Below are 12,139 nucleotides of genomic sequence, written 5' to 3'. Positions count from 1 at the left end.
GCTGATTTCAGCCCGTCCGGCGATTGAGGACAAGGCACAGCAGCCCGTCCGGCGATTGAGGACACCGCGCGCAGCGCGGTCGGGGGGCCCGGGGGGCCTGCCCCCGGTTACGGGAAGGGGCGGGGTGGGGAAAGACCAATCACCCGCAGGTCCGCGCCCCCGCATGCAGCGCCAGCCCCGTATCCGGTGCCAGCGTCGCCGTGAAGGCGCCCGACGCGTCCACCGTCACCCGCCGCCCGCTCTGCACGTCGCAGTAGTCACCGCCCGGCAGCGAGGTGCGGAAGGTGCGGGTGAGGGGGAACTTCTCGTGGTTGAGCGCCACGTAGCCCTTGGTGCCGCGGCCGAAGGCGACGGCCTGGTAGCCGTTGTCCCACCAGTCGGTGACGGCCGTGCCGTGCACGGTGTTGCGGAAGGCGACCATGCTCTTGATCTCCGGCCAGTCGTGCTGGCACTTCCAGCCGTCCTGCCAGCAGGCCCGCACCGCGCCGCCGCCCGGCGGCCCGGCGTCGCGGTCGGTGAACTCGTAGCCGGAGTTGACGTCCGGGGACCCGTAGGGCCAGGCGAGCATGAAGACGTTGGCGAGGGTGTAGGCGGCGCCGGACTTGTAGCTGAGGGTGTCGCCGCCGCGTTCGGTGTCGTGGTTGTCGACGAAGACGGACGCCCGGTCGCCGGGCAGGTAGCCCCAGCCCTCCCCGTAGTTCTTGAGGTAGGCGAGCCGTTCGCCGAGAAAGACGCGCTTGAGGTCGCGGGCGTAGCGGAATTCCTGGACGGACCCGGTGCGCAGGTAGTCGTCCGGGCGGACGGCCTCGCCGTCGCCGTGGATGGTCTCCTGCTTCCACAGGGCGCCGGGCTTGCTCAGCCGGGACTTGATGGCGGCGAGGTCGTCGACGGGTATGTGCTTGGCGGCGTCGACGCGGAAGCCGTCCACGCCGAGGGAGAGCAGGTCGTTGAGGTAGGCGGCGATGCGGTCGCGCACGCGGGGTTCGCCGGTGTCGAGGTCGGCGAGGCCGACGAGTTCGCAGTCCTGGACGTTGCGGCGGTCCTTGTAGTCGGCCACGACGGTGGTGCAGTCGTCCATGTCCTGGCGCCCGTAGGTGCCGGGGTAGTCGTACTTCGTGTACGGGGAGCCGCCGGTGCCGGTGCCGGAGGCGGCGGCCATGTGGTTGACGACGGCGTCCACGACGACCCGCACGCCGGCGCCGTGGCAGGCGGCGACCATGGCGGCGAAGGCGGCGCGGTCGCCGAGCCGGCCGGCGATGCGGTAGCCGACGGGCTGGTAGGAGGTCCACCACTGGGGGCCCTGGATGTGTTCCTGGGGCGGTGAGACCTGGACGGCGCCGTAGCCGGCCGGGCCGAGGGTCTTCCGGCACTCCTCGGCGACGGAGGCGTAGGACCACTCGAAGAGGACGGCGGTGACGTCCTTGCCGGTGGAGGCTGCGGAGGTCACGGGGGCCGCAGGGACGGCGGTCGCCCCGGCGGGCGGTGCGGCGGAGCCGGCGAGCAGCACCAGGGCGCCGAGGGCGGCGGTCAGGGCTCTCCGGGCGATTTCTGGCATGGCGGTGGGAGCCATGGGGCCTCCTGGAACGTGGGGGGTCCGGGGGTGTGGCACAGCCTCGTCGCGGCAACGCGCCCTGCCCGCAAGGCCCATGAAGGATCTTTCAGCAAGAGGGCCCGCACGGTGGCAACCTCTTGCCGTCGAGACCGTACGAGCCCCGTCCGCGCTGGTCAACCCTTTGGACACAGAGCGGTTACGACCTGGAAATCTCGCTGTTTCCTTCTTGCAAACCCTTTCGCAAGAGATTGCAGCCTGTTAGCTTCCTCCACAGCTCGGGCCGCCCGACAGGTCGGCCTCCCTGAAGAGGAGATCCCTATGCGAAGAGGCATATCGGTCGCCGCCGTCGTCGGCGTGCTGACCCTCACCGCGACCGCGTGCGGCGGCGACAGCGGAGGGGACGGCGGTGACGGCTCGGCCGCGGCCAAGGATCCGGGCAGCGTGAGCGGCACGGTCACCTGGTGGGACACCTCCGACGCCACCAACGAGGCCCCGGCGTTCAAGAAGCTGGTCAAGGACTTCGAGGCGAAGCACCCCAAGATCAAGGTTGAGTACGTCAACGTGCCGTTCGACCAGGCGCAGCAGAAGTTCAAGACCGCCGCCTCCACCGGCAAGGGCGCCCCCGACGTGCTGCGCTCCGACGTCGGCTGGACCCCGGGCTTCGCCCAGCTCGGCTACCTCAAGGACCTGACGGGCACCCCCGCCCTGGACAACTCCGGCGACTTCCTCGAAGGGCCGCTGAAGAACGCCGCGTACCAGGGCAAGACGTACGGCGTCCCGCAGGTCACCGACACCCTCGGGCTGCTCTACAACAAGGAGCTGTTCAAGAAGGCGGGCGTGGAGAAGCCCCCGGCCGACTGGAAGGAGGTCAAGGAGGCCGCCGCGAAGGTCAAGGAGAAGGCGGGAGCGGGCGGCATCGGCCTCAGCCCCGACAGCTACTACTCGCTGCCCTTCCTCTACGGCGAGAAGAGCGACATGGTCGACGTCGACCAGAAGAAGATCACCATCTCCTCCGCCGCCTCCCGCAAGGGCATCGAGACGGCCGTGGACCTGGTGAAGTCCGGGGCGGCGCCCAAGCCGGCCGGCACCGACGGCTACAACGCCCTCAAGACCGACTTCAAAAACGGCAAGCTGGCGATGCTGATCGACGGTCCCTGGGCGACCAAGGAGCTCTTCGGCGGCAACGCGTTCGCGTCGAAGGACAACCTCGGCATCGCGGCGGTCCCGGCGGGCTCCACCGGCGCCGCGGGCGCGCCCGTCGGCGGGCACAACCTCGTCGTCTACGCGGGTTCGAAGAACTTCGACGCCTCGTACCTCTTCACGAAGTTCATGACCGGGGCCGCGCAGCAGGAGGCCGTCTCCAACGCGATCGGCGTGCTGCCCACCCGCAAGTCCGCCTACACCGCGACCGTGCTCGCCGACCCGGTGCGCAAGTCCTTCCACGGCGCGCTGGCCAAGGCGCACCCGCGGCCCCCGATCCCGCAGGGCGGTGACCTGTTCACCGACTGGCTCCAGCACTACACCAAGATCCTCACGCTGAAGGAGGAGCCCGCGGAGGGCCTGGACGCCACGGCCAAGGCGTGGAAGTCCGCGCTCCTGAAGGACTACGGGATCCAGGAGTGAGGCACGCGGGGGAAGCGGCCGCCCCGCCTCCCCCGCCCCGCCGGCCCTCCGCACGCCCCGCCGCCCCGGCCCCCGCCCTCGCCCCGGCCCCCGCAGAAAGCCGCCGTTCCCATGACGACAGCCGTTTCCGAAACCGGCAGCCCGCCGACACCCCAGGTGCGGCGCCGTCCCGGCCCGCTCACCCGGGCCAGGCGCTCCTTCGACACCCACTGGTACGCCTGGGCCATGGTGCTGCCGGTGGTCGTGGTCCTGGCCGTCCTGGTCGGCTATCCGCTGGGCCGGGGCATCTACCTCTCCTTCACCGACGCCAACGAGGCGAACGTCGGCCGCACCATCGGCGTCAACCACATCGCGGCGACGTACAAGTCGGTCGGCCTGGACAACTACTGGAAGGTCCTCTCCGGGCAGGAGGGCCACTTCTACTCCAAGCTCTCCTGGACCGTCTTCTGGACCGCGTCCTGCGTCTTCCTGCACTACACGATCGGCCTCGGGCTGGCGCTGCTGCTGAACCGCCCGATGCGCCTGCGGGCGCTGTACCGGGTGCTGCTGGTCCTGCCGTGGGCGGTGCCGGCGTTCGTCGCCACCTTCTCCTGGCGGCTGATGTTCAACGAGAAGTACGGCGTCTTCAACGCCTTCCTGACCGGGCTGGGGCTGGACCCCGTGGACTGGCTCGGTGACAGCACCCTGCAGAAGGTGTCGGCCGTCGCGGTCAACGTCTGGCTGGGCGTGCCGTTCATGATGGTGGCGATCCTCGGCGGGCTCCAGGCGATACCCCGGGAGCTGTACGAGGCGGCGGAGATGGACGGGGCCACGCCCTGGCAGCGCTTCCGCCACGTGACCCTGCCGGGGCTGCGGCCGGTGAGCGGGACGGTGATCCTGCTGGGCGTCATCTGGACGTTCAACATGTTCCAGGTGATCTACCTGCTGATCGGGCAGGGCGCGAGCTCCGAGAGCGAGATCCTGGTGACGTACGCCTACCGCCTCGCCTTCCAGGGCGTGCGCGACTACGCCGGCTCGGCGACGTACGGCATCCTCATCCTCTCCCTGCTGCTGGTCTTCGCCGTGTTCTACCGCCGGATGCTCTCCCGCGCCGAGAAGGAAGGGGTGAGCGTGCGATGAGCACCCTGACGCCCAAGCCCGCACCGAGGCCCCGGGGGGAGCGCTCGCGCGCGGCGTCGGCCGCGCTGCACGCGGCGCTCGCCGTCGCGAGCCTGGTGGCCCTCTTCCCCGTCCTGTTCATCGTCTTCGTGTCGCTGCGGGGGCGCGACGGCTGGCAGGAGCCCACGCGGTTCGTCGGCTTCGACTTCTCCAACTACGCCCACATCCTGGGCGAGACGAAGTTCCTGACGTGGTTCGGGAACTCGGTGATCGTGGCGCTGGGCGCCACCGTGCTCGGGGTGTTCATCGCGGCGACGGCGGGCTACGCCGTGTCGCGGATGCGGTTCCCCGGCCACCGGTCGCTGATGTGGACGTTCCTGGTCGTTCAGATGTTCCCGATGGCGGTCCTGATCGTGCCGCTGTACAACATTCTGGGTGAGCTCGGACTCCTGGACTCCTACACCGGTCTGATCGTGACCTACTGCTCGGTCTCCGTACCGTTCTGCGCCTGGATGCTCAAGGGTTACTTCGACACCATCCCCGCCGAGATCGACGAGGCGGGCCGGGTGGACGGGCTGACCCCGTTCGGCACCTTCTGGCGGCTGATCCTGCCGCTCGCCCGGCCCGGCCTGGCCGTCACCGCCTTCTACTCCTTCATCACCGCCTGGGGGGAAGTCGCCTTCGCCACCCAGTTCATGAGCAGCGAGGACCACTACACCCTCGCGGTCGGCCTGCAGACCTTCGTCGGCCAGCAGAAGGCCGAGTGGGGTCTGATGACGGCCGCCGCGGTCCTCATCACCGTCCCGGCCGCCGCGGTCTTCTTCTTCGTGCAGCGCAACCTCATCGCCGGGCTGACGGCCGGCGGCACCAAGGGCTGACCTTGTCGGGCCGCCGTCGTTGACCCGTGCAGTGCCGTGTACACCCGTACCGCCCGTCCAGCCCCCTACCTCGAACCGATAGGACGTACATGACCCAGGATCTGGCGCCCTCCGTCCGCAGCCAGGGCACCTCCCCCTCCTCGCCGCAGGCGGAGGGGTGGTGGCGCAGCGCCGTCATCTACCAGGTGTACGTGCGCTCGTTCGCCGACAGCGACGGTGACGGCATCGGTGACCTGCGCGGGATCCGCGAGCGGCTGCCGCACCTGGCCGGGCTGGGCGTGGACGCCGTGTGGCTGACGCCGTTCTTCGCGTCGCCGCAGGCGGACGGCGGGTACGACGTGGCGGACTACCGGGCGGTGGACCCGCTGTTCGGTGATCTGTCGGACGCGGACGACCTGGTGCGGGAGGCGCACCGGCTGGGCCTGCGGGTCATCGTGGACATCGTGCCGAACCACACCTCCGACCAGCACGCGTGGTTCCGGGCGGCGCTCGCGGACCGGCCGGGCGGTACGGACCGGGCGCGCTACCACTTCCGGCCCGGCAAGGGGCCCGGTGGCGAACTGCCGCCGAACGACTGGGAGTCCGTTTTCGGCGGTCCGGCGTGGACGCGCACGGCCGGCCCGGACGGCACCCCGGGCGAGTGGTACCTCCACCTGTTCGCGCCCGAGCAGCCGGACCTCAACTGGGACAACCCCGAGGTCCGCGAGGAGTTCGAGTCCGTGCTGCGGTTCTGGCTGGACCTGGGCGTGGACGGTTTCCGCATCGACGTGGCGCACGGCATGGTCAAGGCGCCGGGGCTGCCGGACATCGGCCGCACGGAGCAGGCGAAGCTGATCGGCGCGCAGGTGCTGCCGTTCTTCGACCAGGACGGGGTGCACGAGATCCACCGCTCGTGGCGGGCGCTGCTGGACTCCTACGAGGGCGAGCGGATCGGGGTGGCCGAGGCGTGGGCGCCGACGGCCGAGCGCCTCGCCCTGTACGTGCGACCCGATGAACTGCACCAGGCGTTCAACTTCCAGTTCCTGACCTGCGCGTGGGACGCCCCGGCGATGCGGCGGGTGATCGACGACTCGCTGGCCGCGACGCTGTCCGTGGGCGCGCCGACGACGTGGGTGCTCTCCAACCACGACGTGGTGCGGCACACCACCCGCTACGCGGGCGAGGGCGGGGACGGCCCGGGTCTGGCGCGGGCGCGGGCGGCGGCGCTGCTGATGCTGGCGCTGCCGGGCTCGGCCTATGTGTACCAGGGCGAGGAGCTGGGGCTGCCGGAGGTCGTGGACCTGCCGGACGAGGTGCGCCAGGACCCGGCGTTCTTCCGCGGGGACGGCCAGGACGGCACCCGGGACGGCTGCCGGGTACCGCTGCCGTGGTCGGGCGAGGAGGCCCCGTACGGCTTCGGGCCGGGCGGCAGCTGGCTGCCGCAGCCGGAGCGGTGGCGGGAGCTGTCGGTGGCGGCGCAGTCGGGCGACCCGCGCTCGACGCTGGAGCTGTACCGCTCGGCGCTGACGCTGCGCCGGGAGCTGCCGGGGCTGGGCGACGGGGAGATGACGTGGCTGGCGGCGCCCGAGGGGGTGCTGGCGTTCTCCCGGCCCGGCTTTGTGTGCACGCTGAACACGCTGGGCGACGAGGTGGAGCTGCCGGTGCCGGGCCGCCCGGTGCTGGCCACCGCCGCCCTGGAATTCGGAGGCGGAACGGTCCGCATCCCCGCTGATTCCTGCGTCTGGTGGGCAGTCTGAGATGCGACCGGTAAGGTCCAGTCCTGTGACCGCCCGACTTGCCGATATCGCAGCGCAGGCGGGTGTCAGCGAAGCGACCGTCAGCCGCGTCCTCAACGGGAAGCCGGGGGTCGCCGCCTCCACCCGCCAGTCGGTGCTGGCCGCGCTGGACGTGCTGGGCTACGAGCGTCCCGTGCGGCTGCGGCAGCGCAGCGCGGGCCTGGTCGGGCTGATCACACCGGAGCTGGACAACCCCATTTTCCCGGCGTTCGCCCAGGTCATCGGGCAGGCGCTGACCCGGCAGGGGTACACGCCGGTGCTGGCCACGCAGACGCCGGGCGGCTCCACGGAGGACGAGCTGACGGAGATGCTCGTCGACCGGGGGGTCGCCGGCATCCTCTTCGTCTCCGGGTTGCACGCCGACACCTCCGCGGATATGCAGCGCTATGAGCGGCTGCGCGCCCAGGGGGTGCCGTTCGTGCTGATCAACGGCTTCTCCTCGCAGGTGCGGGCGCCGTTCGTCTCCCCCGACGACCGGGCGGCGATGCGGCTGGCCGTCACCCATCTGGCCGCACTGGGGCACCGGCGCATCGGGCTGGCGCTGGGGCCCGCCCGGTACGTCCCGGTGCAGCGGAAGATCGAGGGCTTCCTGCGGTCCGTGCGGGAGCAGCTGGGGGTGGCCGAGAGCGAGGCCGCCGCACTGGTCGAGCACTCGCTCTTCAGCCTGGAGGGCGGCCAGGCGGCCGCCTCGGCGCTCCTGGACCGCGGCTGCACGGCCGTGGTGTGCGCGAGCGACATGATGGCGCTGGGCGCGGTGCGGGCGGCCCGCCAGCACGGCCTGGAGGTGCCGCGGGACGTCTCGGTGGTCGGTTTCGACGACTCCCCGCTCATCGCCTTCACCGACCCGCCGCTGACCACCATCCGCCAGCCCGTCCAGGCGATGGGCCAGGCGGCGGTGGGCGCGCTGCTGGAGGAGATAGGCGGGACGCCGGCGCCGCACAGCGAGTTCGTCTTCCTCCCCGAGCTGGTGGTCCGCGGTTCAACGGCTTCGGCGCCGAGCACCCCCGCACCGGCCCCGTAAGAGCCCCGCACAGGCGCCCGTACGGGCACTCGTACGGAGGCCCCGAATCGTACGGAAAGCGACGAAGACCAGACTTGGGGATGATCTGCCCGGCGGCTGTGTCTGGCAGACTGTTTCCTTATGGGTGAAGCGACAGTACGGACACTGGAAGGCCGTACGGCCGGCCCGCCACCCACCGGGGAACGCGCGGACCGGCCGCCGGCGGATCGCGGTGACCCGCGCTCCTTCCGCCTGGCGAGGCTGCGCTCACCGCGCCGGCCGCGCCTGTGGTTCGAGGTGCTGCTCATCGCGGTGAGTTACTGGACGTATTCCCTCGTGCGCAACGCCGTGCCCGAACAGCGGGTCGCGGCGCTGCGCAACGCCGACTGGATCTGGCGCACCGAGCAGAACCTGCACATCGCCGTCGAGCACTCCGTCAACCACGCGGTGAATTCGGTGACGTGGCTCATCGTGGGGATGAACTACTACTACGCCACTTTGCACTTCGTCCTGACGATCGGGGTGCTGGTGTGGCTCTACCGCTGGCATCCCGGCCGTTACGCCGCCGCCCGGCTGGCTCTTTTCGCCACCACCGCCGTGGCGTTGCTCGGCTACTACCTCTATCCGCTGGCCCCGCCACGCCTGATGAACGGCGTCGCCTTCGTCGACACCGTCGTGGTCCACCACACCTGGGGCTCGATGGCCTCGGGCAATCTGGCCGACATGTCCAACCAGTACGCGGCGATGCCCTCGATGCACATCGGCTGGTCGACGTGGTGCGGCATCACCATCGCGCTGCTGGCGCGCCCGGTGTGGGCGAAGGTCCTCGGCGCGCTGTACCCGGTGGCGACGCTCGTGGTCATCGTGGCGACCGCCAACCACTTCTGGCTGGACGCCGTCGGCGGCCTGCTCTGCCTCGCGCTCGGCCTCGCGCTGTCCTTCGCGTGGTACCGCTCGCTCCCCCACCGGCTGACCCGCCACGTCACGGCCGGGGGCGCCGCCGCCGAGGCCCCCGGGGCGCGGGCCCCTCAGGCTCCGTAGAACAGCTCCTCGACAACGGCCCGTGCGCGCCGGGTCGTCCGGCGGTAGTCGTCCAGCATCTCGCCCACGTGCCCGGGTTCGTACCCGAGGTAGCGGCCCACGGCGGCCAGCTCGCGGCTCTCGGACGGGAAGGTGTCGCCGGAGCGGCCGCGCACCAGCATCACGGCGTTGCGCACGCTCGTCGCCAGCACCCACGCGTCGTCCAGGGTCGCGGCGTCCTCGGCGCTCAGCAGCCGGGCGGCGCAGGCGGCGGCGAGCGCCTCGCGGGTGCGGGTGGTGCGCAGCCCCGGCTCCGCCCAGCCGTGGCGCATCTGCAACAGCTGCACCGTCCACTCCACGTCGGAGAGCCCGCCGCGGCCCAGCTTGGTGTGGGTCGTGGGGTCCGCGCCGCGGGGCAGCCGCTCGCTCTCCATCCGGGCCTTCAGCCGCCGGATCTCCCGGACGGCGTCCTCGCCCAGGCCCTCGGCGGGGTAGCGCAGGGGGTCGACGAGCTCGGTGAACCGCCGGCCCAGGTCCGCGTCGCCCGCCACCGGGCGGGCCCGCAGCAGCGCCTGGCTCTCCCACACCAGCGACCAGCGCCGGTAATAGGCGGCGTAGGAGGCGAGGCTGCGCACGAGCGGTCCCGACTTGCCCTCGGGCCGCAGGTCGGCGTCGATGAGCAGCGGCGGGTCGGTGGTGGGCAGTTCCAGGAGCCGGCGCATCTCGGTGGCGACGGCGTGGGCGGCACGGGACGCCTCCTCGTCGGAGACCCCCTCGCGCGGTTCGTGGACGAACAGGACGTCCGCGTCGGAGCCGTAGCCCTGCTCGTGGCCGCCGAAGCGGCCCATGCCGATGACCGCGAAGCGGGTGGGGAGCAGCTCGCCCCACTCGGCCCGGACGGCGGCGCGCAGGGCGCCGGCGACGGCGGCGGCGTTGAGGTCGGAGACGGCCGCGCCGACGGTGTCGACGCGGACGTGGGTGTCGCTCTTCTCCGCCGCCGGGTGTCCGGCGCCGGTGCCGCCCGCGCGCCACGCCGGGTCGGGGCCCGTGCTCGGCCCGTAGGCGCCGATGAGGTCGGCGGCGGCGGTGCGGAACAGCTCGCGGCGGCGCACGCCGCGGACGGCGACGACGGCCGCCTCGGCGCCCTCCGCGCGGTTCACGGCGGCCAGGACCTCCTGCTCCAGGGCCTCGCGGCCGCGGGGGCGCAGGTGGTCGGGGTCGCCGAGGAGGGCGACCGCCTCGGGGGCGCGCAGCAGCAGGTCCGGGGCGAGGCGCCCGGCGGAGAGCACCCGGGCGAGGTTCTCGGCGGCGGCGCCCTCGTCCCGCAGCAGCCGCAGGTACCAGGGGGTCTTGCCCAGGGCGTCGGAGACCTTGTGGAAGTTCAGCAGCCCGGCGTCCGGGTCGGCGGAGTCGGCGAACCAGCCCAGCAGCACGGGCAGCAGGGTGCGCTGGATGGCCGCCTTGCGGGTCACCCCGGAGGCGAGGGCCTCCAGGTGGCGCAGTGCGGCGGCCGGGTCGGCGTAGCCGAGGGCCTGGAGGCGGTGGCCGGCCTCCTTGGCGCTGAGGCGGATCTCGCCGGGCTCCAGCTGGGCGACGGCGTCCAGCAGCGGCCGGTAGAAGAGTTTCTCGTGCAGCCGGCGCACCTCGCGGGAGTGCCGCTTCCACGCGGTGCCGAGCGCCGCGACCGGCTCGGCGCCGGCGGGCCAGGAGAAGACGCGGGCCAGGGAGCGGCCCAGGCGGCGCAGGTCGCTCTCGCCCTCGGGCATCAGGTGGGTGCGGCGCAGCCGGTGGAGCTGGATGTGGTGTTCCAGGGTGCGCAGGAAGCGGTAGGCGGCGTCGAGGGCGGCGGCGTCGGTGCGTCCGACGTAGCCGCCCGCGGCGAGCGCGGTCAGGGCGTCGAGGGTGCCGCCGCCGCGCAGGGTCGCGTCGCTGCGGCCGTGCACCAACTGCAGCAGCTGCACGGCGAACTCGACGTCGCGCAGGCCGCCGGGGCCGAGCTTGAGCTCGCGCTCGACCTGGGTGGCGGGGATGGACTCGATGACCCGGCGGCGCATCTGCTGCACGTCGGCGACGAAGTTCTCCCGCTCGGACGCCTGCCACACCAGGGGGAAGACGGCGTCGACGTACTCCTGCCCGAGCGCGAGGTCGCCGGCGACCGGCCGGGCCTTGAGCAGGGCCTGGAACTCCCAGGTCTTGGCCCAGCGCTGGTAGTAGGCGAGGTGGCTGGAGAGGGTCCGCACCAGGGGGCCGTTGCGCCCCTCGGGGCGGAGGTTGGCGTCGACGGGCCAGATGGTGCCCTCGGGGGTGACGTCGGAGCAGACACGCATCATCCGTGACGCCAGCCGTGTGGCGGCCTGGACGGCGGTGCCCTCGGGGGTGGTGCCGCGGCTCTCGGCCACGAAGACGACGTCGACGTCCGAGACGTAATTGAGCTCGCGGCCGCCGCACTTGCCCATGGCGACGACGGCGAGCCGGCAGGCCGCGGCGTCCGCCGGCTGCTCCTGGGCGGCGATCTCCAGGGCGGCCCGCAGGGTGGCGGTGGCCAGGTCGGCGAGCTCGGAGGCGGTGTGGGCGACGTCGGTGGTGCCGCACACGTCCCGGGCGGCGATGGTCAGCAGGGCGCGGCGGTAGGCGGCGCGCAGCGCGTCGGCGGGCGCCAGGCCGGCGCCGCGCTCCCCGCGCACCCCGTCGGCGAGGGCCTTCTCGAACTCCGGTGTGGAGGGGTGGAGATCGGCCGCCTCGTAGGTGACGAGGGCGTGCCAGTCGCCGGGGTGGCGGGCGAGGTGGTCGCCGAGGGCCTCGGAGGCGCCGAGGACCCCGAGCAGCCGGTCGCGCAGGGGCTTGGCGGTGACCAGGGTGTCCAGGAAGGTCCGCCGCTCGGCGCCGTCGAGACGCTCGGTGAGCCGGACGAGGCCGAGCAGGGCCAGGTCGGGGTCGGCGGTGGCGCCGAGGGCGTCGAGGAGGAGGGGGTCGGACCGGACGGGCGCGAGCTCGGGTGTCTCCAGCAGCCGCTCGGCGGCGGCGGTGTCGGTGAAGCCGTAGCGCAGCAGCCGGGTGTACGAGCTGCTGCGGCGCCCCTGCGGCACTGTCATCGGAACCCTCTCGTCCGCTTGTCCGCCGTCCGCGGGGCCCGGCCGGGGTCCGGGCCCGTGGGCGCCGGCCCCCGGCCGGCGCCCGAAGATCCGCCGAAAGG

At 72.5% G+C, this 12,139-nt stretch carries 7 protein-coding genes and 1 pseudogene; 6 read left to right on the top strand and 2 right to left on the bottom strand.

The window, feature by feature from the left end:
* Nucleotides 1-145: 145 nt before the first annotated feature.
* Nucleotides 146-1,546, bottom strand: a pseudogene (locus ABZ951_RS28335) (alpha-amylase family protein); the annotation flags it as partial.
* Nucleotides 1,547-1,870: 324 nt separating this feature from the next.
* Between ABZ951_RS28335 and ABZ951_RS28330 the strand changes: the two are divergent.
* The 6 genes from ABZ951_RS28330 (at nucleotide 1,871) to ABZ951_RS28305 (ending at nucleotide 8,967) form a co-directional block, all read left to right on the top strand.
* On the top strand, nucleotides 1,871-3,175 hold the full coding sequence (locus ABZ951_RS28330; RefSeq protein ID WP_344089689.1) for an extracellular solute-binding protein: 1,305 nt from the start codon (nucleotides 1,871-1,873) through the stop codon (nucleotides 3,173-3,175).
* Between the two features lie 225 nt (nucleotides 3,176-3,400).
* Nucleotides 3,401-4,294, top strand: a complete 894-nt coding sequence (locus ABZ951_RS28325; RefSeq protein WP_344089727.1) for a sugar ABC transporter permease — start codon at nucleotides 3,401-3,403, stop codon at nucleotides 4,292-4,294.
* Nucleotides 4,291-5,151, top strand: coding sequence for a carbohydrate ABC transporter permease (locus tag ABZ951_RS28320; RefSeq protein WP_344089688.1), 861 nt, complete (start codon nucleotides 4,291-4,293; stop codon nucleotides 5,149-5,151). The genes ABZ951_RS28325 and ABZ951_RS28320 overlap by 4 nt, the downstream gene beginning before the upstream one ends.
* Before the next feature lie 89 nt (nucleotides 5,152-5,240).
* On the top strand, nucleotides 5,241-6,887 hold the full coding sequence (locus ABZ951_RS28315; RefSeq protein WP_344089687.1) for a glycoside hydrolase family 13 protein: 1,647 nt from the start codon (nucleotides 5,241-5,243) through the stop codon (nucleotides 6,885-6,887).
* Between the two features lie 25 nt (nucleotides 6,888-6,912).
* Entirely contained in the window at nucleotides 6,913-7,947 is a 1,035-nt protein-coding gene (locus ABZ951_RS28310; protein ID WP_344089686.1) for a LacI family DNA-binding transcriptional regulator, read from the top strand.
* Between the two features lie 120 nt (nucleotides 7,948-8,067).
* On the top strand, nucleotides 8,068-8,967 hold the full coding sequence (locus ABZ951_RS28305; RefSeq protein WP_344089685.1) for a phosphatase PAP2 family protein: 900 nt from the start codon (nucleotides 8,068-8,070) through the stop codon (nucleotides 8,965-8,967).
* On the opposite strand, the gene ABZ951_RS28300 is transcribed toward ABZ951_RS28305, so the two are convergent.
* Complete coding sequence (locus ABZ951_RS28300; RefSeq protein ID WP_344089684.1) at nucleotides 8,955-12,038, bottom strand: bifunctional [glutamine synthetase] adenylyltransferase/[glutamine synthetase]-adenylyl-L-tyrosine phosphorylase; 3,084 nt, start codon at nucleotides 12,036-12,038, stop codon at nucleotides 8,955-8,957. The two genes, ABZ951_RS28305 and ABZ951_RS28300, sit on opposite strands and share 13 nt — an antisense overlap.
* Nucleotides 12,039-12,139: the final 101 nt, after the last annotated feature.

The organism is Streptomyces sp. NPDC046215 (assembly GCF_040646215.1).
Lineage (GTDB): Bacteria > Actinomycetota > Actinomycetes > Streptomycetales > Streptomycetaceae > Streptomyces > Streptomyces stramineus.
Note: the sequence above shows the minus strand (reverse complement) of the source record. Positions and strands in the feature narration are given on the sequence as shown.